This is a genomic window from Arthrobacter sp. BGA-UO-ETr-C19 (assembly GCF_059568005.1).
Map to the genome: position 1 here is coordinate 25,135 of NZ_JCAQPC010000022.1, position 23,741 is coordinate 48,875.

Consider the following 23,741-nt stretch of genomic DNA (forward strand, 5'->3'; position numbering starts at 1 on the left):
CCCCCATTCGGGGCGGCCCGGCATTTTTTGATCACTGCTGGACGATCAGCTCCGGGTTTGCCTGCTGGCAAACGGTGTCGCCGGCTGTCTGGTTGACGATGTCCTTGGGAACGCTGGTCTTGCCGTACTTGGTTCCGGACGGGAAGTCGCTGCCCAGGTACAGCTGCACTCCGGAGACGCCGGACGACGGCGCCACCTGGGCGGCCGGAATACCGAACAGGGCTGCCACATCCGCGGCGACGTCCGCGAACTCGGGTCCGTAGTACACCATGGTCTTTGCCGTGGTGTCGGCCTCCAGCTGCCCCACCTGGGTGAAGCCGCCGGCAACAACGGCCTCAACGATTTCCTGTGTCCTGGTGGCTGAGCCGGTTCCGTTGGCCACGGTGATGGGCTGCAGCGCCTTGTCATACGGCGCCCCGGTCGCGGTGGGCTTCGGTGTGGCCTTCGGAGTGGAGCTGGCCGAAGGTTTGGGCGTCGCCGACGGTGCCGGGGTTTCCTTCCCGTCCGGGTCCGTCAGGTCGACGTCCTTGCGCAGGGCGGCGAACAGCTGTGAGGCCGCCGGCTGCGCAGCCTCCAACCGGTTGGGATCGCTGGTGGCAGGGACAGTCGGCAGCGCCACAAAGGCGACCTTGCCGACGTCGATCGTCTTCAGCCGGTTGGCGATGGTGATCATCGCCGGTACGGAGGAGAGTCCGTCGTCGACGGTCAGGTTCTTGGTGATGACGTCGGCGATGTTCAGGAGCTTCGCCGGGTTGGAGAGGGTGCCGTCATCCTTGATCTTGCGGGTCAGCGAGGACAGGAAACCCTGCTGCGCCTTGATGCGGCCGAGGTCGCCGCCGTCGCCGAAAGCGTGGCGTGTGCGAAGGAATGCAAGGGCCTGTTCGCCCTGAACCTGGGAGGTGCCTTTGGGAAGCCGCAGCCGCGAGTCTGGGTCATAGACGGCGTCGCTGATGCAGACCGAGACGCCGCCCACGGCGTTCGACAGTTCCTTGACGGCGTTGAAGTCGGCCATCATGAAGTGGTCCACCTCCATGCCGGTCAGCTTGTTGACCGTGTCCACGGCGCAGCCGATGCCGGCCTCTTTCATGGCCTCATTGATCATGATGCCGCTGCGGGCCGCGTACTTCTTGCCAGTCTTCTGGTCGGTGCATTTGGGGATGTCCACGAGCAGGTCACGGGGGAAGCTGATGACGTTGACCCTCTTGTTGTCCTCAGAGATGTCCATCAGCATCATGACGTCGGAATTGCCGTAGCCGGTGGAATCCTCGGTGCTGCCGTAATTGGAGTTCTTGCCGTCACGGGTGTCGGAGCCCAGGATCAGGATCTGCAGTCTGCCGGTGGCGTCGTCCGTGGTGTCGGTGCGGCTGCTTCCGGCGCCCAATGCGGCCGTGGAGATGTTGGACTGCAGCCTGAAGTACCAGTAGCCGGCAAAGGCCAGGCCGCCGGCCAGGACCACAGCGACGACGGCGGTGGTCACCTTGAGCCATGTGGGCATGTGGCGAACATTCAGGTGCCGGGCAGCGCCCAGCCGGGAGTCCTCGGCATGCCGGGCAGCTGGCTCGGAGCGGGCAGGAGTGCCCGGTCCTTGGGCGCGGTTGTCGCGGCGTCGCACCACAGGGTGTACCTTCCTCGAAAAAATGGGATCCGGCCTATTTTAGTAGCCGTTTCTGGGAAAACGCCGGAAATGCGGCGTTCGCGGCCCGGCGCGCAGGCGGCAGCCCCGGAATGCAGGCGGCAGCGGGTCAGAACCCGAGCTTCACCAGCTGCTTGGGGTCGCGCTGCCAGTCCTTGGCCACCTTGACGTGCAGGTCGAGGTAGATGCGTGTGCCCAGGAGCGCCTCGATGCCCTTCCGGGCATTGGTGCCGACCTCCCGCAGACGGCTTCCGCCCTTGCCGATGATGATCGCCTTCTGCGACGGGCGCTCCACGTAGAGGTTGACGCGGACGTCCAGGAGCGGGTTGTCTTCGGTCCGGCCCTCGCGCGGAACGATTTCCTCCACCACCACGGCCAGTGAGTGGGGCAGCTCGTCGCGTACACCCTCCAGCGCAGCTTCCCTGATGAGTTCAGCCACCATGACCGCCTCCGGCTCATCGGTCAGCTCGCCGTCCGGATAAAGCGGGGGCGACGGCGGCATGTGGCTGATCAGGACGTCCGCCACCGTGCCCACCTGGAACCCGTCCGCAGCTGAAACCGGAACGATGTCCTTCCAGCCGTCCTCGCCCAGCACTTCCCTGCCGAGCTCGGCGACGGCCAGCAGCTGCTCCGTCAGGGCCTGCCGGTCCACCAGGTCTGCCTTGGTCACGAGGGCAATCACCGGCTTGCGGCCGACGGCGGCGAGCTGGGCAGCGATGAATTTGTCGCCGGGGCCGATCTTCTCGTTGGCGGGGATACAGAACCCGATCGCGTCCACTTCTGAGAGTGTGTCGGCCACGAGGTCGTTTAGCCGCTTGCCCAGCAGCGTGCGCGGCCGGTGCAGGCCCGGGGTGTCCACGAGGATCAGCTGGGCGTCCTCGCGGTGGACGATTCCGCGGATGGTGTGCCGCGTGGTCTGGGGCTTGGCGGACGTGATGGCCACCTTTTTGCCCACCAGGGCGTTAGTGAGGGTGGATTTGCCCGCGTTGGGCCGGCCCACCAGCACCGCGAATCCGGCATGGTACCCGCCGAACGGTTCGCCGCCGTCGGCCTTATTCTGCTTGCTCACGTGGAACTCCCTGTTGCATTGATTCGGCCTCGTCGAGAAGTTCTTCAAGGTCAGTATTTTGTGTAACGGGGCCTTTCGGCGCGGCCCCCGCAATAATGTGGCTGACGCGGTTCCGGCGGCCCTCCAGCCGCTCGGCGCGCAGCGAAACGCCGTCGATATCCACCGCGCTGCCCACGATCGGGACGCGGCCGAGGGCCTTGGCCAGCAGGCCGCCCACGGTGTCCACCTCGTCGTCGTCCAGTTCGATGCCGAACAGCTCGCCGAGGTCGTCGATCCCCATCCGGGCACTAACCCGGTACGTGCCGTCGCCCAGATCGACGACGGCGGCGCTCTCCGAGTCGTATTCGTCCACGATTTCGCCGACGAGCTCTTCGATCAGGTCCTCGAGCGTCACCAGCCCTGCGGTCCCGCCATATTCGTCAATGACGATGGCCACGTGGGTGGATTCCTTCTGGAGTTCCCTCAGGAGATCGCTCACCGGCTTGGAGTCCGGAACGTAGCGGACCTCGCGGGCCAGTACGTCCACCACGGGCGGTTCGGCCTCCGGGTCCATCCCGTGGATGGCGGCGGCCACATCCTTGAGGTAAATGATGCCCAGGATCTGGTCGGTGTTTTCGCCGATGACGGGGATCCTGGAATAGCCGGACCGGAGGAACAGTGCCATCGCGCTGTGCAGGCTCGAACCGGCGTCGATGGTCAGGATGTCGGTCCGCGGCACCATCACGGCGCGAACCAGGGTGTCGCCGAACTCGAAGACGGACTGGATGAGTTCGGCCTCGTTGTCCTCGATCACGTCCGACTCGGTGGCCCGGTCAACCAGTTCGCGGAATTCCTCCTCGCTGAAGTAGGAATCGTCACCGTTGGGCGAACCCGGGGCCACGGCGCTGCCCAGCCGGACCAGCCAGGCGGGGATCGGCCCGAGTATCCAGGCCAGGAACCGGACCAGTGACGCCGAATACCGCGCCACTGCCGCAGGATGCGAGCGGCCCAGCTGGCGCGGTGAGACTCCCACCAGAACAAACCCGAGGACCGCCATGATGCCTGTCGCGGCCAGGCCGGCCAGCCAGACGTTGTCCAGCAGGCTGTAAAGCAGCACAGCAACGGCCACGGCGGAGGCCGACTCGAACCAGATCCGCCAGAAACGCAGGGCCCGCATGTGCGTCATCGGCTGATTCAGGATCCTCCGCAGGGCCGGGCCCTGGCTCCCCTGCACAGCCTGCTCGGCGTCGTGGCGCGGGAGAAAGCTGAACGCCGCCTCGGCAGCAGTCAGCAGCGCTGCGGCACCGAGAAACGCCAGCGCCATGCAGACCAGGAGCAGGGAGGTCACTGGGTGGTCTCGGCCGGTGCTTCTTTGCCGGTGAATGCCGTCAGCAGTTCGCGCTGCAGGCCGAACATTTCTGCCTTCTCCTCGGGTTCGGCGTGGTCGTAGCCGAGCAGGTGAAGGATACCGTGCGTGGTCAGCAGCAGCATCTCATCCTGCGTGGAGTGTCCGGCGTTGCGGGCCTGGACCTCGGCCACCTGCGGGCAGATCGCGATGTCGCCAAGCATGCCCTGCGGCGTGGGCTTGTCCGGGGTTCCCGGAGTCAGCTCGTCCATGGGCACGGAGAGCACATCGGTGGCTCCGGGCTCATCCATGAGTTCGATGTGCAGCTTTTCCATGGCCGGCTCATCGACCAGCAGGATGGACAGCTCCGCCTGCGGATGGATGTACAGCTGCTCGAAGATGAAGCGGGCCAACGACACCAGCCGGGGTTCGTCCACCTGGATGCCGGATTCGTTGTTAACTTCGATGCTCATGCGTGCTCTCCCGTCGTTCCCGGGGAACGGAATGCTTGACCCGGTTGCGTTGTGCTTCGTCCCAGATGCTGTAGGCGTTGACGATGTCCCCCACCAGGCGGTGGCGGACGACGTCGGCGGCGTCCAGGACGGAGAAGCTGACGTCGTCGATTCCGGTGAGGATCTCCTCGACGATGCGCAGGCCGGAGCGGGTTCCGAACGGAAGGTCCACCTGCGTGACGTCGCCGGTGACCACCATCTTGGAACCGAAGCCGAGGCGGGTCAGGAACATCTTCATCTGTTCCGGCGTGGTGTTCTGGGCCTCGTCAAGAATGATGAAGGCGTCGTTCAGCGTCCGGCCCCTCATGTAGGCCAGCGGCGCCACTTCGATGGTTCCGGCAGCCATCAGCCGGGGAATGGACTCGGGGTCCATCATGTCGTGCAGCGCGTCGTACAGCGGCCGCAGGTAGGGGTCGATCTTGTCGCTGAGCGTGCCGGGGAGGAATCCGAGCCGTTCGCCCGCTTCGACGGCGGGCCGGGTGAGGATGATCCGGCTGACTTCCTTCTGCTGCAAGGCCTGCACCGCCTTGGCCACCGCGAGGTAGGTCTTGCCGGTGCCGGCGGGGCCGATCCCGAAGATCACCGTGTTCGCGTCGATGGCGTCCACATAATTCTTCTGGTTCAGCGTCTTAGGCCGGATGGTCTTGCCGCGGCTGGACAGGATGTCGTGCGTCAGCACCTCTACCGGATTCTGCAGCGACTGGCTGCGGAGCAGCGAAACCAGTTGCTGGAGAACTGCCGGCGTAATAATGGTGCCGCGGGCCACGAGCCCCCGGACCTCGTGGAGCAGGCGCATGATCCGCGGAACATCGGCCGCGGGTCCGTTAATGGAGAGTTCGTTGCCGCGGACGTGGAAACTGACTGCCGGGAACTGGTCCTCGATGAAGCGGAGGGCCTCGTCGTGGCTGCCCAGCGACTGCACCATCTGATCAGAGTTATCGAAGATGACCACCTCCGTCCGGACACCGGGAAGAGTATGGGGGAATTCGCCCGTGGTTCGGTCCCCCGTGTTGAGGCGGCGCTTTCCGTTAGCTGATTCAGTCATGGTGACGGCCCACAGGCCTTCGGTTCCCTCCAGTTCGGAACATAACTCGTTTGTGTCTCTACATCTTACGCCAGCGCACGCCATGGCCTGCCGTCCCGGGAGGTCACGGCGGACCGCAATTCTGTAACGCGTTCCCGCAATTAGATATCAACTTTGTATCGGCCTCATATCGTTCCCGTTGCAGTTCGGCCGCCTGCAGCGAAAGGCACGCAGCGCTCCCAGGTCTCGTGTAATGCTGGAAAAGGAGCTCGCCGGCAACGGTCCGGCGTGCCCGCAAACAAATGCTTATTCGAAGGGATCGCCAGCATCAGTCAGCCAGGAACTCCGGGCCGGAAAGTACCGCGGATGCGCTCCGTGCTGCTGTCCGCGCTGCTTCCGGCTGCCCTGCTGATGTCAGGGTGCATCGCCGATCCCGATCCCGCCGTGACCTCCGCCAACTCTCCGACGTCCTCGTCGCGCCGGGCCGCCGGCACGGACGGCGTTCCCACTACCAGCGCGCCACTGGAGACAACGCAGTCCTCGAACAAGGCGCCGGTCTACTGGATCGGGCGCAGCAACAGCAACGTTTTCCTGTACCGCGAGTTCCGCGACGTGCCGGACGATGAGAACCCGATCACGCGGGCCCTTCGCGCCATGATGTCGGAGACTCCCCTGGATCCGGACTACTTCACGCCGTGGCAGAACCCCAAGAACCTCGCGACGTCGATCTCGGGCACCAACGTCATTACCGTGGATGTTTCCGCCGATGCCTTCAACAGCAACCTTGACGCGGACATGGCCCAGCGGGCCATCCAGCAACTGGTGTACACCGCAACGGCCGCAGGAGCCAGTTCAGGCCTGATTGACGCCGGCCAGCAAATCGAAGTGGTGATCCTGGTGGACGGGCACACCGATTACCTGGCCTTCAAGCACGTCAAGCTCGGAGCCCCCACGTCCCGCAGCGCCGGAATGGTGGCGCCGGTATGGATCATCGATCCGCAGCAGGGCACCGAAGTCGGCGACGGCCGGGTCAAGATCTCCGGACGAAGCACCGTCCCCAACGGCAAACTCCACTGGCGGATCCTCAAGGTCCACGACAACGGCGACAAGGAAAGCTACCTGACTGGCGAAGCCACTGCGGCCGCGGATCCCGCCGCAGCCGGAGTCTTCGGCATCACGGTCAATCTCGCGCCCGGCAACTACGAGGTGCGCGTCTCCCAGATTGGCCCGGGCAAGCCCGAGGACGAACTCAACGTGGACTCGCGAGGCTTCACGGTCCGCTAGGGTCACAGTTCACTAGCGGTTCCGGCCGCGAGAAGTTACCAGCGGCCCAGGACGTCGCTGGCAACCACGACGCCGGCCGGTCCCGCCGTCGATGACCGCAGGACGTGCGGTCCCAACAATGCTGTGACCGCCCCGGCGCTGCACAGCCGGGTGACCTCCCGGGGACTGATGCCCCCCTCAGGGCCAACGATGAGGAGAATCTCGCCGGGGCCGGCCGCCTCCTGGCGCTCCTCAGACCATTTGCCGAGAACCCGCCGCAGCGGCGTCACCGCATCTTCGTGCAGAATCACGGCAAGACCGGCTTCCGCCACGGTCTTTGCCAGAGCCTGGGTGTCGACGGCGGGACGCACCTCAGGGATCCAGGCGCGGCGCGCCTGCTTCGCAGCCGCAGCCACGGTGGACTGCCATTTCCCGTGCGCCTTGGACGCCCGGTCACCCTTCCACCTGACAATGGAACGCTCCGACTGCCAGGGGATCACGGCGTCGATCCCCAGCTCGGTGGCGGTTTCGATCGCGAGTTCGTCCCGGTCACCCTTGGCGAGGGCCTGGACGAGGACCAGACGCACGTCCGGCCGCGGTTCCACGCTGACGGAGGTGCATTCGACCGTCAGCTCGGCGGGGGCGGCATCCGTCACGGTTCCGGTGATGCGTTTGCCGGCGCCGTCGGCAAGGTCCACCTGCTCCCCCACCGCGAGGCGCTTGACGGTGACCGCGTGCCGGGCCTCGGCGCCGTCGAGGACGAACACAGAACCGGGAACCGTGCCGTCCAGCGCGCCGGCCGGGGTGAAGAAAACGGGGTTGCTCACCGCTACAGGTTACCGAGGCGGTCCCGCAGCTTGGCGAAGACGCCGCCGCTGGCTGCGAGCTTGCCCTCGGAGAACTGCTCGCCGCGGAGCTTGGCCAACTGCCGGAGAAGGTCTTCCTGGGCGGGGTCGAGCTTGGCCGGGGTTTCCACCTGCAGGTGGACCTTGAGGTCACCGCGGCCGTAGCCCCGCAGGTGCGTGACACCGAGGCCGCGGAGGGTGATGATCTCGCCGGACTGCGTGCCCGCCTTGACGTCGATCTCCTGCTTGCCATCGAAGGTTTCCAGGCTCAGTTCCGTGCCAAGGGCAGCAGCGGTCATGGGAATGTTCAGGGTCGCGTGCAGGTCGTCGCCCTCGCGGATGTAGGTGGAATCGTTGTTGACCCGGATTTCCACGTAAAGGTCGCCGGACGGGCCGCCCGCGGGGCCGGCCTCACCCTGCCCGGAGAGCTGGATCCGCGTTCCCGTGGCCACACCGGCCGGAACCTTGATGGTCAGGGACCGGCGGCTGCGGATGCGTCCCTGGCCGCTGCATTCGTTGCAAGGGTCCTTGATGACGGTGCCGAAGCCCTCGCACGAACCGCAGGGGGCGGCCGTCATGACCTGGCCGAGGATGGAACGCACCGCCCGCTGTACCTGGCCGCTGCCGCCGCAGATGTCGCAGCGCTCCGGATGCGTGCCCGGCTGGCAGCAGGAGCCCTCGCAGGTGGGGCAGGTGACGGCCGTGTCCACTTCCAGCTTCTTGTTGACACCGAAGACGGCGTCCCGCAGGTCGATCCGGACGCTGATGAGCGCGTCCTGGCCGCGGCGGACGCGCGACGCGGGCCCGGACGTGCCGCCGGCGCCGAAGAAGGTGTCAAAGATGTCCTGGAACGCGAAGCCCTGGCCGGCGTAGCCGCCACCGCCGAAGCCGTTGTCGGTGCCGTTCTCGTTGCCGGTGGTGTCGTAGACCCTGCGCTTCTGCGGATCGGACAGCACCTCATAGGCGTGGGTGACGGCCTTGAACCGTTCGGCTGCGTCTTCCCCGGAGTTGACGTCCGGGTGAAGCGAGCGGGCCAGCTTGCGGTAGGCCTTTTTGATCTCCTCGCCGGTGGCTTCCGGGGAGACTCCAAGAACGTCGTAGTGGCTGCTCAAAGTTCGTATCTCTTCCTGGTTGTACTGCCTGTGGTCAAAGGATGCCCGGGGCGTGCGGTCACGGGCCCAGAATCCTCGAAAGGTAGCGGGCCACCGCGCGCACGGCGGCCATGGTGGTGGGATAGTCCATCCGGGTGGGGCCAAGGATGCCCACTTTGGCACTGGCGTCGGGTCCATAGCCGGTGGCCACCACCGACGCCTCGGCCAACCCGTCGTACGGGTTTTCGCGGCCGATGCTGACAGCCACGCCGCGCGGGTCCTGCGCCATGTCGCTCAAGAGCCGCAGCATCACAACCTGCTCCTCGAGGGCTTCCAGCACAGGTCCAATGCTGAGCGGGAAGTCTACGTTGGACCGCGCCAGATTGGCCGTTCCGGCCAGGACCATCCGGTCTTCCCGGCTGTTGTGGGCGAGACCCTCCAGTCCCTTGCCGAGGGCCATGGCAACGAGGCGCTCGGCCGGCGTGCAGCCAGCCACGACGGCGGCCAGGTGCTGGGGCAGGCTGGCCACCGGCGTTCCGGCAACTCCTGTCAGGAACCGGGTGCGCAAGTTGGCGAGCGTGTCGTCCGACAGGTCCTGCCCGGCGTCGACGACACGCTGGTCCACCTTCCCGGAGTCTGCGATCAGCACGATCAGCACCTTCCGGGGCGCCAGCAGCACGAATTCGATGTGCCGGACCACGGCGCGGCTCAGGTGCGGGTACTGCACGACGGCGACCTGGTTGGTCAGCTGGGAGAGGAGCCGGGCCGTCCGGTCCAGGACGTCGTCCAGGTCCTCTGACCCTTCGAGCAGCGACTGGATGGCGCGCTTCTCTGCCGGGGACAGCGGCTTGACCGCCGAGATCTGATCAACGAACAGGCGGTAACCCTTGTCCGTGGGAATCCTGCCTGCGCTGGTGTGCGGGGCCGTAATAAGGCCCTCATCCTCCAGCGCCGCCATGTCGTTGCGGATGGTGGCGCTGGAAACGCCCAGATGGTGCCGTTCCACCAGGGCCTTGGAGCCGACAGGTTCGCGGGAATGGACATAGTCCTCCACGATGGCGCGCAGCACCTCAAGCTTCCGTGGTTCGCTCACAGTCCACCTCCTTTTGGCCATAACCGCGCCGGGCGACAATCCTGCCCGCAAACGCTGTGGTTAGCACTCGACATGCCTAAGTGCTAACAAGTCTAATATGAGTCGCCGCGTTGTTAGCATTGGTACCGCTCCGGGCGAAATTCCGGGCGCCTGTCCCCCGGCGGCATGCCCGCGGCCGGAGCGGCTCCTTCCGAGTGCAGAGCGGTGAACGAATGCAGTACCAGACCTGGGGCCCGCAGGAGATCGCAGCGCCCGCCAAGAACAGCCTGCCCGAGGTGCCGGTGGAGCGCGGCATGGTGCTCGAGGACGTCCAGTCAGGCTGGGTGGGCGCAGTGACCCGCGTGGAGAAGTCCGGCGGCATGCACCTGGTGGCGCTCGAGGACCGCCGCGGAAAGTCGCGGTCGTTCAAGCTGGGCTTCGGATTCCTCCTGGAGGGGCAGCCGATCCGCCTGATGCCCCCGGCACCCAAGGCGAAGCCCGCAGGGCAGCGCGCTGCACGGACGGCGTCGGGTTCTGTGCGGGTGGAAGGGCAGCGCGCGCAGGTAGCCAAGGCCAGCCGGATCTGGGTTGAAGGCAAGCATGACGCCGAACTCGTGGAAAAAGTCTGGGGCGACGACCTCCGGGTGGAGGGCATCGTCGTCGAACCCCTCCATGGCATCGATGACCTGGCAGCGGCCGTTGCCTCCTTCCGCCCGGGTCCCGGCCGCCGGCTGGGAGTTCTGGTGGACCACCTGGTCCCTGATTCCAAGGAGTCCAGGATCGCCGACGCCGTCATGGCGTCCCCCGGCGCCGCCGGAAACGTGCTGATTGTGGGCCACCCGTACGTTGACGTCTGGCAGGCCATCCGGCCATCGGTGCTGGGCATTCCGCAGTGGCCGGTGGTGCCGCGCGGCACGGACTGGAAAACCGGCATCCTCACCGCCTTCGGCTGGCCGCACGAGACCAAGGAAGACATCGGCCTCGGCTGGCAGAAACTCCTCGGCGCCGTGCGCACCTACGCCGACCTAGAGCCCGCCCTGCTGGGCCGGGTGGAAGAGGTCATCGATTTTCTAACAGTTCCGTAGCTTCAGTCCCGCGATCCGGCGTTCGGACCGCGATTGCCCGCACAGCCCGGTATCCTTGGTACGGCGTCACCGCACCGCGGCCCCGGCGCCCAATGCACTATCGCACCAACGCAAGCTAAAGGAAGACACCGTGGCAGAAGACGCTCGCGACCGCAGGGACACACAGTCCGGACAGGACCTGCCCCAGTACCATGGGGTTCCGGCCAACGCGCTTCCGCTGACCGCCAGCGAGGACCGGCAGTGGGCCACCTTAGCGCACTTCGGAGGCATCCTCGGCTGTGTTCCGGCGCTGCTGATCTACCTCATCTTCCGCGACCGCGGCCCGTTCACAGCCCAGGAGTCCAAGGAAGCCCTCAACTTCACCCTGCCGCCGACGATTGCGGCCTTCGTGGCCAACCTCCTGGTGCTGCTTCCCGTCGTCGGCAACCTCTTCGCCGTGCTGGCGACGCTCATCTGGATTGCGCTGACCTGCTTCGCGGTGTCCGCCGGCGTCCACGTCAACAAGGGCCAGCCGCACCGGTACCAGTACAACCTCCGCTGGATTAAGTAGCCGGGCGAATAACCACCAACAACAACGCGGGGTCACTTACAGCCCAATCCGCTAAGGATATTGGGCTGTAAGTGACCCCGCGTTGCGGATTAAGGCGTTAGTCCGGGAGGATCCTGCGGACCACGGCGTCCGCCAGCAGGCGGCCCTTCAGTGTGAGGACCAGGCGGCCCCGGAAGGCTTCCTCGGGCACCACAAGGCCGTCGGCGATCAGCCCGGCCACGGCCTTCCGGCCTGACGGGGAGAGCGCAGCGGTTTGAAGCCCGGACGAAAGTCGGGCTTCCAGCATGACGTTTTCGACGCCCCGGGTTTCCGCGTCAAGGGTCTCCCGTCCTGCCGCCGGTGAGGCGCCGGAGCCAAGCCGGCCGGCATACGCCGTGGGGTGCTTGACGTTCCACCAGCGCACCCCGCCCACATGCGAGTGCGCGCCGGGTCCGATGCCCCACCAGTCGTCCCCGCGCCAGTAGGCGAGGTTGTGACGGCACGCCTGCTCCGGTGCAGCGGACCAGTTGCTGACCTCGTACCAGTGCAGGCCGGCGTCGGAAATCATCCGGTCGGCGAGTTCGTACTTGTCGGCGTGGTCGTCGTCGTCGATTCCCGGAACTTCGCCACGGCGGATCTGGGCGGCGAGCTTGGTGCCGTCCTCGACAATCAGCGCGTAGGCGCTGATATGGTCCGGCCGGTACGACAGCGCGGTCTCCAGCGAAAAGCGCCAGTCCTCCAGTGACTCGCCGGGGGTGCCGTAGATGAGGTCCAGGCTGACGGCGAGTCCGGCGTCGCGCGCCCACTGCACCACGAGCGGGACACGGCTCGGGGTGTGCGTACGGTCGAGGACCTTCAGCACGTGGGGCACGGCGGACTGCATGCCGAAGGAGACCCGCGTGAAGCCCGCGTCCGCGAGCAGCTGCAGAGATTCCGGCGTGACGGAGTCCGGGTTTGCTTCCGTGGTCACCTCGGCACCGGGTTCGATCCCCCACGTGTCTATGGCGGCACGAAGGATCCGCGCCAGATCCTCGGCCGGCAGGAGCGTGGGCGTGCCGCCGCCGAAGAAGACGGTGCTCAGCTTGCGGGCAGGCAGGCCCGACTCCTTAAGGACCCGCGCGGCAAAGTCCACTTCCGAGATGGCGGTAGAGGCGTAGGCGTCCTGGGACGCGCCGCCGCCAAGCTCGGTTGCGGTGTAGGTGTTGAAGTCGCAGTAACCGCAGCGCACCGCGCAAAACGGGATGTGCACGTAGAGCCCGAAGGCCCGGTCGGCTGCACCGTTGGCGGCCTGCTGCGGCAGGAGGCCGTCCGACGGCGCGGGGTCACCCAGGGGAAGAACGCTAGGCATGCGTGCGGCCTCCGGAGGTTCCAGCCACGGTCATCACCACTACTTCTTGGCCTTGTCCTTGGATTCGTCGGTGGTCAGGGCTGCGATGAAGGCTTCCTGCGGCACTTCCACGCGCCCCACCATCTTCATGCGCTTCTTGCCTTCCTTCTGCTTTTCCAGGAGTTTGCGCTTACGGGAGATGTCACCGCCGTAGCACTTGGCCAGAACGTCCTTGCGGATGGCGCGGATGGACTCGCGGGCGATGATCCGGGACCCGATGGCCGCCTGGATGGGCACCTCGAACTGCTGGCGCGGGATGAGTTCGCGCAGCTTGCCGGTCATCATCACGCCGTAGGCGTAGGCCTTGTCCTTGTGGGTGATGGCGCTGAAGGCGTCCACCTGTTCGCCCTGGAGCAGGATGTCCACCTTGACAAGGTCGGCGACCTGTTCGCCGTCGGCCTTCCAGTCCAGCGAGGCGTAGCCGCGCGTCTTGGACTTGAGCAGGTCGAAGAAGTCGAAAACAATTTCGGCCAGCGGCATCCAGTACCGCAGCTCAACCCGGTCCTCGGAGAGGTAGTCCATGCCGCGCATGACGCCGCGGCGGCCCTGGCAGAGTTCCATGATGGCACCGACGAACTCGTTGGGCGCGAGGATTGTCGCGGCCACCATCGGTTCGCGGACCTCATTGATCTTCCCGGAGGGGAACTCGCTGGGGTTGGTCACAGTGACCACGTTCTTGTCCTCGAGCGTGACCTCGTAGACCACGTTCGGCGCCGTGGAGATCAGGTCCAGGTTGAATTCACGTTCGAGGCGCTCACGGACGATCTCCAGGTGCAGCAGGCCCAGGAAGCCCACCCGGAAGCCGAAGCCGAGTGCTGCGGAGGTTTCCGGTTCGTAGATCAGGGCGGCGTCGTTCAGCTTGAGCTTGTCCAGCGCGTCGCGGAGCACGGGGTAGTCGGTGCCGTCGAGCGGGTAGAGGCCTGAGAACACCATCGGCTTGGGATCGGCATAGCCGCTCAGCGATTCAGCGGCGGGCTTGGCCAGATTGGTGACGGTGTCGCCGACTTTAGACTGGCGGACATCCTTCACACCGGTGATGAGGTATCCGACCTCACCGACGCCCAGGCCCTTGGACGGTATGGGCTCCGGGGAGCTGACGCCGATTTCCAGGAGTTCGTGGCTGGCTTTGGTGGACATCATCTGGATTCGCTCACGCGGGTGCAGCATGCCGTCCACCACGCGGACATAGGTGACCACACCGCGGTACGTGTCGTAGACGGAGTCGAAGATCATGGCCCGGGCAGGTGCCTCGGGGTCGCCGACCGGTGCGGGCAGGTCGCGCACGATCTTGTCCAGCAGTGCCTCGACACCCACGCCGGTCTTGCCGGAGACCAGCAGCACGTCTTCGGGATCACCGCCGATCAGGCTGGCCAGTTCGGCGGCGTACTTCTCCGGCTGGGCGGCCGGCAGGTCGATCTTGTTCAGGACCGGGATGATGGTGAGGTCGTTCTCCATGGCCAGGTACAGGTTGGCGAGCGTCTGGGCCTCAATGCCCTGCGCTGCGTCCACCAGCAGAACGGCACCCTCGCAGGCGGCGAGAGAACGGGAAACTTCGTAGGTGAAGTCCACGTGGCCCGGCGTGTCGATCATATTCAGGGCGTAGCTCTTGCCATCGAGCTCCCAGGGCATGCGGACAGCCTGGGACTTGATGGTGATGCCGCGTTCCCGCTCGATATCCATGCGGTCCAGATACTGGGCCTTCATGTCGCGGGACTGCACGACGCCGGTGAACTGCAGCATGCGGTCGGCCAAGGTGGACTTACCGTGGTCAATGTGCGCGATGATGCAGAAATTCCGAATAATGGCCGGATCTGTCGCGGCGGGCACCGGGGCGGTGCGGGCCATGGGAGACACGCAGGGTCCTTACTGTTGGCATTTCAGCGGCGTTGTTCAGGCTGAACTCTGGCCATCCTGCTGCCTGCCGCAATATCTGAACCTCTAGTCTCCCACGTCCGGGGCGCTGGCAGTACATTTTGCGCGGCCCGCACGCCGGCAGGTCCGCCAGCTCCGGAGGCCGCGCAGGTAGGGTGGCCCGCATGGCTTTGAACTTCTCTTCCATCGGCGGCGCCGTCCGCGCATCGCTCCGCTTCCTCGGCGTGCTGAGGGAGCCGGCGGGCCGGACTCCCGCGCCCGCCCGGGGCAGGCCCGGAAACGCATCCCGGCTCCGGGGCGGCGTATCGGGCACCTACCCGGGCGACTTCACCGGTACGGCGACGCTGCGGTACTCCCCTTCCCCGGACGGCCGCCCGGACCCCGGCGAGATCGTGTGGACCTGGGTTCCCTTCGAAGAGGACCATTCGCGCGGCAAGGACCGGCCCGTCCTCCTTGTTGGCAGCCATGGGCGGTATCTGCTGGGCCTGATGCTGACCAGCAAGGACCACGACGGCTACCCGCGTGCCCGCCTCGACTACGTGGATATCGGCACCGGCCCCTGGGACAGGCAGGGCCGGCCCAGCGAAGCCAAACTGGACCGCGTCCTGCAGCTCCACCCGGCTGACATCCGGCGCGAGGGGTCGGTTCTGGACCGGAAGACGTTTAGGCTGGTGGCGGACGAGTTACGGCGGCTGCACGGCTGGAAATGACGCCGGCGCGCCGTCCGGTGGCTGAATGGCCACAAATGGCCCAGACCTGCTAAGATTTATAGCTGTGTGTCCGTGCAGGTCGACGGTCACTGATGGCTGGCCGCCATAGGTATCCCCACGCCGCTCAGTCAAGGCCAGCCTGAAAGCCCTCTAGACCATTTCCGCATTACAAAGAGAGTTCACACGTGGCAAATATCAAGTCCCAGAAGAAGCGCATCCTGACCAACGAGAAGGCTCGCCTGCGCAACAATGCAGTCAAGTCCGAGCTGAAGACGGCCATCCGCGCCGTCAACACCGCCGTTGAGTCCTCCGACAAGGACGCTGCTACTACTGCGCTCGTTTCTGCCAGCCGTAAGCTGGACAAGGCTGTCAGCAAGGGTGTTCTGCACAAGAACAACGCTGCAAACCGCAAGTCGGCGATCTCCAAGAAGGTCAACGCACTCTAAGGTTTTCCAGTTCATCTGAACTGATGCAAGTGGCCGGCACCATTGGTGCCGGCCACTTCTCTTTAACGTCCGACGGCGGCGCTAACGGCCGACGGCGTCGCTTCCGACGGCGTCTGGACTACCTCTGTCTGGACTACCTCTGCCTGGACCAGCGCCCGGGCGGACCGCTCAACAATCCGTCAGTCACAACCGCCCCCTCACCCTGAGCCTACAAACTGACCGGGGCCCTACAAACTGAGCCCGCCTACAAACTGAGCCGGTCCTACTAACTGACCGGGCGCCCGCGGGCCGGGACAGTACAGCTAGCGGCCGCGGGCGGCAGCCGCTATCACCGTCACGGCGTGTTCCACGGCGTAGACAGGATCACGTGACAGTCCCTTGACCTGCGCGTCGGCTTCGGCCGTGACCTGGATGGACCGCGCCAGGCCCTCCGGCGTCCATCTCCGGACGTCCCGCTGTGCCTGCTCCACCAGCCACGGCTGCATGCCCAACTGCTTGGCGATCTGCGCCGCCGAGCCCTTGGCGCCGGCGACCTTGGCGACTGTCCGCAGCTTCGCTGCCAGGGCAGCGACCAGCGGCACCGGGTCTGCGCCGGTGGCCAGTGCGTGACGGAGTGTGGACAGAGCGACCGGACCGTTTCCTGCCATCGCAGCGTCGGCCACCTTGAAGGCCGTCGCTTCGACCCTGCCGCCGTAGTAGCGGTCCACCATGTCAGCGTCAACGGCGGTGGAGGCGTCGGCAATGAGCTGGCTGCACGCCGCCGCCAGTTCGGACAGGTTGGCGCCGACCGCGTTGACCAGGGACTGCACTGCTTCCGGTGTGATCCGCCTGCCGGCGGCCTTGAACTCCGCAGTGACAAAGGCGGTCTTTTCCGCATCTTTTTTCATCGGCTGGCAGTCGACAGTCGGCCATCCCCCGGCCTTCACTGCGTCGAGGAGCTTCTTGCCGCGGGTTCCGCCGCCGTGCCGGAGCACGAGGACAGCGTCCTGTTCCACGTGTTTGAGGTAGGTCAGTGCATCCGCCAGGAAGGCGTCGTTCATCGCTTCGAGGCCGTCCACCTCGATCAGCTTGCTCTCGCCGAACAGTGACGGGCTGACGTTCATGGCCAGCGCCCCGGGCTCGTACGCTCCGGCACTGAGCCTGGTAATTTCCACGTCCGGCGCGGCCGTCCGTACCTGTGTCCGGACACGGTCCATCGCCCGGATGCCGAGGTACTCCTCAGGGCCCGTGATCAGGACGACCGCCGCAGGGGTTACGTCCCGCCAGGTCGCCGAATTGGCTGCCGGCGTCTTCGGTCGTTGCTGGGCAGCGGCCACTGGTAGTTCCTCCCGGAGTTCAGATTGCAGACTCTAAGTCTCCCACGGCCGCTGGGGCTGCCGCGGCGGAAGTTGGCCTCCGGCAGCCGGTCGAGGAGCCGGGCCGTGCCGGCGTGCGCAGCAAGGACGATCTTGACTGTCCGGGCGGGATGGGAGGCCATCCAGACCGCAAGCAAAGTCACAATGGAGAACAGCAGCATGGTCAGCAACCCGAACACGCCCTCCGGCCAAGGCGGCGCAGCGCCGGGAAGACCGGCGGTGAACCGGGCGATGGCTGCCACACCACCGGCGAAGAAGCCGGACACGCCGATCAGTACCGCCGCCAGCCAAGGTGCGAGGGGCAGGAACGCCACGGCAGCCGTGCCCAGGATGGTGACGGGTGCAACGAGCGGGGCAACAAGCACGTTGGCCAGCAGCGAATAGGTCGAAAACTGTGGCTGCAGCACCACAATGACGGGGCCGCACAGCACTTGGGCTGACAGGGGTACGGCGATAGCGGCCGCCACCCAGCGCGGCACGCCCGCTGGAAACCAGCCCATCAGGCACCGGCCCAGCACGATTATCCCGAGGGTGGCAAGGACGGAGAGCAGGAACCCGAAGCTGATGCCCAGTTCGGGCTCCACGAGGAGCAGGGCAATCACGGCCAGGCAAAGGAAACTCAGTCCGCGGCCAGCCCGGCCGCCTGCCAGGGATGCGATAGCAACCGCGCCCATCAGCGATGCCCTCAGCACGCTGGCATCGGGGCCCACCATGAGGACGAACAATCCGAGGCCGGAGAGAGCGACAGCCGCGGCCGGAATCCTGGCAAGGCGCAGCGAGCGTGCCCCCAACAGCAGGGCGCCGAGTATCAGGCTGCAGTTGGCGCCGGAGACGGCCGTCAGGTGAGTCAGGCCCACGGTTTTCATGGCTGCCTCGAGTTCCTCGCTCAGGCCGCCGGTATCGCCCGTGACCATGCCCGGGAGGAGACCCTTCGCGTCGGGTGCCAGCCAGGCGGCGTCCGAGGCAAAACGCCGGCCCAGGGCGGCGGGTGCCTGCTGCCAGTCCTGCGCTGCTGCGAGCCTGACGGGCGGTGATGACGCGCTCAGGATCGCCGCCTCCACCCGGCCGGCGTCCGGGGGCCGGAGCTTTCCGGTGACCCGGAGCACCTGGCCGGTGCCGGCGTGCTGCCACTCCTGCCCGCCGATGATGACCACCGGAAGACGCGCGTGCGTTACCTGGCCTCCCGACGTCAATGACCGGGCCACCGCTCCCACTGCCCAGCGTTCGGCACGCCCGGAGGGGCCGGGCGTCTTGAGGGCACGGGGTGCCCCGGTGATCTCAGCTTCCGCCACTACTGATGCCCGCCCGGCGACCAGTCCTGCCACCTGCTCGTCGTGGCACTGGGCCGAGGACACTGCCGAATGGGCGGTCGATGCCGCGGCAAGCATGAGTGCAGCAGTCAGGGTGGTCAGGAAACTGCGCCGCCAGTGACCTCCCGCTTTCTTCCTGCGCAGAACCATGGCGAGCATCGATCCGGCGCACGCGACGAGACCGCCCCACGCGAGCAGGAGTGTGGCCGGTGTCAGCCATGGTCCAGCGACGGTGGCGGCCCACACCAGAAGCGCAGCCGGGGCGAGGCGAAGGTCGGTCCGGCGGCGGTTCGGCTCGGTTGAGGCCGCGTCCCGTTCGTCTGGCAGCAGACGCCGGCGGATGTCAGCCCGGATCTTTTGCCCGAGCGCACTCGCGGGACCGGGCCGGGAGGTAGGCTGTGACGGCACAGAATCAGCAGGCGCGGAACCGCCAGGGAAAGGTTCACCCGGCGTGGAGCCAGCCCTTGGGCAATCCACGGCCGCCTGGACATAGCGGTGCCACCGGCTGGGCGCGCGTCCGTTCCTGCCGTCCATTTCAGACGGTCACCAGCGGAAGCAGCGTTTCCAGCATTTTGGGACCGACTCCGTCGACGGCGTCCAGTTCCTCAGGGGACTTGAAAGGTCCCTGCTGTGTGCGCCAGTCGACGATGCGCTGGGCCAGCACCGGGCCAACCTTCGGCAGCTCAGCGAGTTCTTCCGCGGTGGCGGTATTGAGGTTGATCTTGCCTCCGCTGCCGCTGCCCTCGCCTGCAGGCCCGGAGGTTCCTTCGGCTTCGGCGGCGCCTGCTCCTGATGAGCCTGCCGGGCCGGATTTGTCAGCTGGTGCTGCCTCGCCACGGCGCGGTACGTAGATTTTCTGGCCGTCTTCCAGCAGGGAGGCGAGGTTGAGCCGGTCGAGCTCCGCCTCCGGGCTGGCTCCCCCGGCGGCAGCGATGGCCTCATGTACCCGGCTTCCCCGCGGGAGCCTAACCACTCCGGTCTTCTTCACCGCTCCGGCGACATGCACCACGACGTTCCCGACCGGCGTCCCGTCACTGTTCGCCCCGTCACTGTTCGTCCTTCCAGGGGCCGTCCCGTCAGCGTCTTTCCCATTTTCGTCCGGCCCACTGCTTTCCGTGCCGCCGCTGTCCGGGCTGCCGCTCTCCTGGTCAGGGGTGCTGGTGGGCGGTTCTCCCGCCGCGTCTTGAGTCACTGAGCTGAGCGGAAGGACAACAGGACCGTTGGCAGCCACCTGCCACCAGAGCAAGGCTGCGCCAATCAGTGACAGCACGCCCACCATTGCCGCGGCACGGATGCCCAGGCGCCAGCGGAACCGTGGTTCGGCCACTTCGCCGGACGCCGCAGACCCGGCCGCACCGGCCTGCCGGCCGTAAGCAAAGCCGCCGCCCGTGCCCGTCCCAAGCAGTCCCGAGTGGGCGCTGCCGGGCAGCCGCTCGGGCTCTTCATCGCCGGTAAGGCCGGGCCCGGCGGGCGGCCCGAGTGAGGCGGCCAGCCTTCTGGCAGCCCGCCCGTCGGTGACCCTCTGCTGCGCGGAGTCACGTCCATGACCGGCGCGCCCCTCACCAACGCGCGGCTGAGCGCTGGCTGCGGCTCCAGCGGTCCGGCGTGACATACCCACCACGCTAGGAAACGGGCGGTCCTCCCGACAGCCCCGTCGTGCCCTATGTGGATAGCGCCGCTACCGCTGGTACGTGATGTACGCCTCGTACTGCACGCGCCACTTCTCCGGCTCCTTGGGATCAGGGATCGTGGTGGTGAGGAACTGGACGCTGGTCACCTGGCCTTTGAGGTACTTCAGCCATTGCGTGACTTCGTCAGACACGTCCCGGTCCAGCTGGGCTACGTGGTGGACTTGCATGGACATGGGAGTCTCCTTGCTCGGTGGGGAGACTGTACTACCAGTGGCCAAGCACTACTAGGGCGTGATTATCCCCCGGGCAGCGGCGTGAGTACCCGACGGCGAACGGTCTGTTGAGCAGACGCAGACCTAGGGCAGCGCAATCTTATGCCGCGTCGAATTTTCGCCAATCGGGCAGAGAGCCTACCGGCAGCAGTCGTCCCATTCCGTCGAGAGATTTGGGGCCGTTGGGGCCGCCGGATTCCTCTGGACAGCCCGGCTCGTCCTCCCAGTCCGGCGGTTCTGACCCGTCTGGTGGATCGGGCCAGTCGGGCGGCATTGGCAGGCCCGGTGATTCGGGCCGGTCCGGCAGCCTATGCCATTCTTGGCCAGGTGGCGGGTCAGGCCACCGGGGTGGCTCCCAGTCCTGGTATTCGGCGGGGTAGGACCGACCCGACGGTGAAATCCAGGCCGGCGGGCTCTCCCGGGTCGCGCCGACCGGTCTCCACGCCGTGGAGTGCTTCAGGCGATGGTGCTTCGGGCAGGGCTGGCCAAGGTTGGCGACGCCGGTCCCGCCGCCGCCGGACCAGGCCAGCAAATGGTCGGCCTCGTTGTCCAGGGAGTGGTTGTTGCATCCGGGGAACGTGCACCGCGCATCGCGCAGCCGCAGCCATTGGCGCATCGGCTTCGTCAATCGGTAGCTGGTGCGCCCGATCTCCAGCGGTGCCCCGTCCCGCGGGTCCGTCAGCACCCGCAGGAACGATCCACCGCCGTCGGCGACGAGCCGGCGGGCCATCGACGGCGGGATCGGTCCATAGCCATCCAGCATGGCCGGCTCCTCGGTCAGGCCGAGCAGCGAGAACACCGGAACCGTGACCAGGACCTGCGCCGCCGGGGACGGAACCTCACCAGCCCCCGCAGAACCTGCAGGCACAGAGCCTGCGGGCACAGAACCTGAGACCGTGCCGTCAACACCCTGGGCCGGCGTGAGCAGCCAGCCGGCGGCCACATCAGCCCGCAGCTGAGTCAGGGTCCGGGACTCTCCCGGGCCCTGCAGGGCACGGGCAGCGGCCGTGGCGCGGTCCCAGATCCCGGCAGCCTGGTCCGCGGGCAGATACGCCGACAGCCAGGCCATGCCGTCCCGGTCCGGGACATACTCCAGCCGCCGGTCCCCCGCACTCTTGGTGTGGCGGGTTTCGATGCTGACCGGGTGGTGCCGTTCCCGCCAGGCACGCGCCCTGGCCCGGAACCTGCCCGGCACCAGCTCCCCGGCGGGGCAGCCTCGCGCCGGGTTGGGGACGTCGGGATCCAGGAAGTGGGCTTCCAACGCCGCGGCGGCTGCGGGATCCAGCCCATCGGTTTCATCGCACATCACCCGCGCGTGCTGCCAGGACACCGTCCCCGCCTGCAGCGCGGCCAACGTCAACGGCAGGTCCGTGCTCAACGAGGCCGACTCAACCAGCAACCGCTCCGCCGCGCCCTCGCTAACGGTCAGGGAACAGGCAACTTCCGCGGCAACGGACATCCGCCGGACCTCACGGTCCCTCAGGCCCTCGGCCGGCGGCGCCAAGGCCCTGGAAGCGTTGGCATACTCGGCAGCGAAGTGGACTTTCAAGGCGGCCGCCCGGGCCTCCAGCCTGGCCACCTCCGCCAGCCCGTCCAGGCACGCATCCGCCCATTCCTGCAAGGGATCCGTCTGGTCCCGACCGTCAGCGCCGGTCAGGACTGGCCCGCCGGTCCCGCGGTGAGCCAAAACAGCAAGCGCAGAGACGGAAGCACCCACGGCCTCCACCGCCTCCACAACTGCACTGTCATTCATGCCCAAAGCATCCCACGAGGCACTGACAAGAATGCCGAACCGAGTAGTGATAGCCGACGCAACGGGGGCTGCTTGGCGCGGGGTCCCATATGGTGCAAAAGAGGCAGATCACAAAGCGCCGCAGGCACATGCGGCGGCTTCACGGCACGTCCAGGGGCGTCTTAACCGGCGGCGCCGCAGCCGTGGCCGCGGCGCCGTTTCCGGTCACAAGGTCAAGTTTCAGGGCGGCGATGCGAGCTTCCATCCTGGCCACCTCAGCGAGCCCGCTCAGACACACATCCGCCTGGTCCCGAAGAGTATCAGCATCCGTAGAGACCAGGCCGCCCGTCCCGCGGTGAGCCAAAACAGCAAGCGCAGAGACGGAAGCACCCACGGCCTCCACCGCCTCCACCACTGCACTGTCCTTCATGCCGAAAGCATCCCACGAGGCACCGACAATTTAGCCGCCGCACCGAATCGAACCTGACGCCGCTCGGGCCTCAGGTGGCGGCCTCAGTGCCGCCGGCACCGGCGGCGAGGCAGCCGGCAACCGACGAGCTGCTCTCCCCCACGATCACTGCCAGGACGCCAAGCCCGGCGTGGGCCGCCAGTACCGCGGGCAGCGAGCTGATCTGTGCCGCCGGAATGGCCGGGAGCTTCGCCGCGAGCCGGGCCGCGAGCATCTCGGCCTCGGGCCTGTTGCCGAAGTGGTGGATGGCCAGCCGTGCCTCCCCCAGCGGCCGGCCCGCGGCCTCAGCCACCACGATCTCCTCAAGCCGGGCAATGGCTTTCGCTGCCGAGCGGACCTTTTCCAGCGGAACGATCTTGCCGTGGTCGACCGCGAGAATCGGCTTGATAGCGAGCATGGCTCCGACCAGCGAGGCTGCAGCGCCGATGCGGCCGCCGCGCCGCAACTGCTCCAGGCTGGGCACGTAGAAATACACTTTGCACCTTGCGGCGCGTTCCTCGGCGAGCCGGCGCACTTCGCTGGCATCACGGCCGTCCGCCGCCGCCACCACGGCACTCTGGACGGCGAGTCCCTGTGCCATTCCCACAGTGCGGGTGTCCAGCACCTCCACGGGGATCTTCACCCGGCCGGCAGCGAGGCGGGCGGCATCAGCGGTGCCCGACAGGCCGCCGGAAATATGAATGGACACAACGGACTCAAAGCCCTGCCGTTCGGCGGCCAGGTAGGCCTGCTCAAACTGGCCCGGCGACGGCCGGGAGGTCTTGACGGGCGTCGCGGCGGCCAGCGCCAGCGCGATTGTCCCGGCAATATCATCCTCGCCTTCGCCAAAAATCTCCTCGCCCACCATGACGGGCATGGGAATGACGGCCAGCCGGCCGTTGATGGAGAAGGCCCGCACCCAGTCAGCCGGCAGGGCGGCGGCAGAGTCCGTCACCACGGCGGTACGGACGACGACGGCGGGCTCACCCGTGGGCGTGGCCTGCCCCGGCCGTGTGGCCTGGCGGAGACGGACCAGATGCTCCTTTAACCACAGCCAGGCGGCCGGTTCGCGGTCAATCACGGCACACCTCCTGCAGTTGTTTCCGGCCGCCGGCTGTGCCGGCGGCCGGA

General features: G+C 66.8%; 22 protein-coding genes. 5 read left to right on the forward strand and 17 right to left on the reverse strand.

The features are described from left to right. Positions 1-31: 31 nt before the first annotated feature. The 5 genes from AC57BR_RS14990 to AC57BR_RS15010 all read right to left on the reverse strand — a co-directional run bounded on the left by AC57BR_RS14990 (position 32) and on the right by AC57BR_RS15010 (position 5,583). Positions 32-1,615 (reverse strand): LCP family protein, encoded by a 1,584-nt coding sequence (locus tag AC57BR_RS14990; RefSeq protein WP_496361917.1) that lies wholly within the window; start codon positions 1,613-1,615, stop codon positions 32-34. Positions 1,616-1,742: 127 nt separating this feature from the next. Next, positions 1,743-2,702 (reverse strand): GTPase Era, encoded by a 960-nt coding sequence (gene era, locus AC57BR_RS14995; RefSeq protein ID WP_003800837.1) that lies wholly within the window; start codon positions 2,700-2,702, stop codon positions 1,743-1,745. After that, positions 2,686-4,029: a hemolysin family protein gene (locus AC57BR_RS15000; protein WP_496361919.1), complete on the reverse strand. Its 1,344-nt coding sequence runs from the start codon at positions 4,027-4,029 to the stop codon at positions 2,686-2,688. Before AC57BR_RS15000 ends, era begins: the two co-directional genes overlap by 17 nt. Next, positions 4,026-4,499 carry an rRNA maturation RNase YbeY gene (ybeY, locus tag AC57BR_RS15005; protein ID WP_496361921.1) on the reverse strand — a complete coding sequence of 158 codons (474 nt, stop codon included), beginning with the start codon at positions 4,497-4,499 and terminating at the stop codon, positions 4,026-4,028. Before ybeY ends, AC57BR_RS15000 begins: the two co-directional genes overlap by 4 nt. Then, positions 4,483-5,583 (reverse strand): PhoH family protein, encoded by a 1,101-nt coding sequence (locus AC57BR_RS15010; RefSeq protein ID WP_003800832.1) that lies wholly within the window; start codon positions 5,581-5,583, stop codon positions 4,483-4,485. The genes ybeY and AC57BR_RS15010 overlap by 17 nt, the downstream gene beginning before the upstream one ends. A gap of 345 nt (positions 5,584-5,928) precedes the next feature. Here AC57BR_RS15010 and AC57BR_RS15015 point away from each other — a divergent pair, with 345 nt between their 5' ends. Continuing rightward, positions 5,929-6,846 (forward strand): GerMN domain-containing protein, encoded by a 918-nt coding sequence (locus AC57BR_RS15015; RefSeq protein ID WP_496361923.1) that lies wholly within the window; start codon positions 5,929-5,931, stop codon positions 6,844-6,846. A gap of 35 nt (positions 6,847-6,881) precedes the next feature. Here AC57BR_RS15015 and AC57BR_RS15020 read toward each other — a convergent pair whose 3' ends face one another. From AC57BR_RS15020 to hrcA, 3 genes are read right to left on the reverse strand one after another with little or no spacing between them, the layout of a single operon-like run. Next, positions 6,882-7,652: a 16S rRNA (uracil(1498)-N(3))-methyltransferase gene (locus tag AC57BR_RS15020; protein ID WP_496361925.1), complete on the reverse strand. Its 771-nt coding sequence runs from the start codon at positions 7,650-7,652 to the stop codon at positions 6,882-6,884. Between the two features lie 2 nt (positions 7,653-7,654). Then, positions 7,655-8,782, reverse strand: coding sequence for a molecular chaperone DnaJ (dnaJ, locus tag AC57BR_RS15025; protein WP_496361927.1), 1,128 nt, complete (start codon positions 8,780-8,782; stop codon positions 7,655-7,657). Positions 8,783-8,840: 58 nt separating this feature from the next. Beyond that, positions 8,841-9,854: a heat-inducible transcriptional repressor HrcA gene (gene hrcA / locus AC57BR_RS15030; protein WP_496361929.1), complete on the reverse strand. Its 1,014-nt coding sequence runs from the start codon at positions 9,852-9,854 to the stop codon at positions 8,841-8,843. A gap of 212 nt (positions 9,855-10,066) precedes the next feature. Between hrcA and AC57BR_RS15035 the strand changes: the two genes are divergently transcribed. Continuing rightward, entirely contained in the window at positions 10,067-10,918 is an 852-nt protein-coding gene (locus AC57BR_RS15035; protein WP_496361931.1) for a DUF3097 domain-containing protein, read from the forward strand. 130 nt (positions 10,919-11,048) lie between these two features. Beyond that, positions 11,049-11,468 (forward strand): DUF4870 domain-containing protein, encoded by a 420-nt coding sequence (locus AC57BR_RS15040; RefSeq protein WP_076802815.1) that lies wholly within the window; start codon positions 11,049-11,051, stop codon positions 11,466-11,468. A 97-nt stretch (positions 11,469-11,565) separates the two neighbouring features. Here the strand turns inward: AC57BR_RS15040 and hemW are convergent, their stop codons facing one another. Beyond that, positions 11,566-12,795, reverse strand: a complete 1,230-nt coding sequence (gene hemW / locus AC57BR_RS15045) for a radical SAM family heme chaperone HemW (protein WP_496361933.1) — start codon at positions 12,793-12,795, stop codon at positions 11,566-11,568. Positions 12,796-12,834: 39 nt separating this feature from the next. Further along, positions 12,835-14,688 (reverse strand): translation elongation factor 4, encoded by a 1,854-nt coding sequence (lepA, locus tag AC57BR_RS15050; RefSeq protein WP_307103078.1) that lies wholly within the window; start codon positions 14,686-14,688, stop codon positions 12,835-12,837. A gap of 182 nt (positions 14,689-14,870) precedes the next feature. Here lepA and AC57BR_RS15055 point away from each other — a divergent pair, with 182 nt between their 5' ends. After that, a complete protein-coding gene (locus AC57BR_RS15055) occupies positions 14,871-15,416 on the forward strand; it encodes a type II toxin-antitoxin system PemK/MazF family toxin (protein ID WP_496361936.1) in 546 nt (181 codons plus the stop codon). 185 nt (positions 15,417-15,601) lie between these two features. Next, on the forward strand, positions 15,602-15,862 hold the full coding sequence (gene rpsT / locus AC57BR_RS15060; RefSeq protein WP_111903413.1) for a 30S ribosomal protein S20: 261 nt from the start codon (positions 15,602-15,604) through the stop codon (positions 15,860-15,862). A gap of 302 nt (positions 15,863-16,164) precedes the next feature. Here the strand turns inward: rpsT and holA are convergent, their stop codons facing one another. The 7 genes from holA to AC57BR_RS15095 all read right to left on the reverse strand — a co-directional run bounded on the left by holA (position 16,165) and on the right by AC57BR_RS15095 (position 23,691). Next, positions 16,165-17,178 (reverse strand): DNA polymerase III subunit delta, encoded by a 1,014-nt coding sequence (gene holA, locus AC57BR_RS15065; protein WP_496361938.1) that lies wholly within the window; start codon positions 17,176-17,178, stop codon positions 16,165-16,167. Continuing rightward, positions 17,115-18,935: a ComEC/Rec2 family competence protein gene (locus tag AC57BR_RS15070; RefSeq protein WP_496361940.1), complete on the reverse strand. Its 1,821-nt coding sequence runs from the start codon at positions 18,933-18,935 to the stop codon at positions 17,115-17,117. Before AC57BR_RS15070 ends, holA begins: the two co-directional genes overlap by 64 nt. A 127-nt stretch (positions 18,936-19,062) precedes the next feature. Further along, positions 19,063-20,139 carry a ComEA family DNA-binding protein gene (locus AC57BR_RS15075; RefSeq protein ID WP_496361942.1) on the reverse strand — a complete coding sequence of 359 codons (1,077 nt, stop codon included), beginning with the start codon at positions 20,137-20,139 and terminating at the stop codon, positions 19,063-19,065. Positions 20,140-20,205: 66 nt separating this feature from the next. Next, entirely contained in the window at positions 20,206-20,391 is a 186-nt protein-coding gene (locus tag AC57BR_RS15080; RefSeq protein ID WP_496361944.1) for a hypothetical protein, read from the reverse strand. Between the two features lie 139 nt (positions 20,392-20,530). Continuing rightward, positions 20,531-22,183: an HNH endonuclease signature motif containing protein gene (locus AC57BR_RS15085; RefSeq protein WP_496361946.1), complete on the reverse strand. Its 1,653-nt coding sequence runs from the start codon at positions 22,181-22,183 to the stop codon at positions 20,531-20,533. 139 nt (positions 22,184-22,322) lie between these two features. After that, the gene (locus AC57BR_RS15090) at positions 22,323-22,592 is read right to left on the reverse strand and encodes a hypothetical protein (RefSeq protein WP_496361948.1); all 270 of its coding nucleotides are present in this window, start codon (positions 22,590-22,592) and stop codon (positions 22,323-22,325) included. Between the two features lie 70 nt (positions 22,593-22,662). Then, on the reverse strand, positions 22,663-23,691 hold the full coding sequence (locus AC57BR_RS15095) for a DegV family protein (protein ID WP_496361950.1): 1,029 nt from the start codon (positions 23,689-23,691) through the stop codon (positions 22,663-22,665). Between the last annotated feature and the right edge of the window lie 50 nt (positions 23,692-23,741).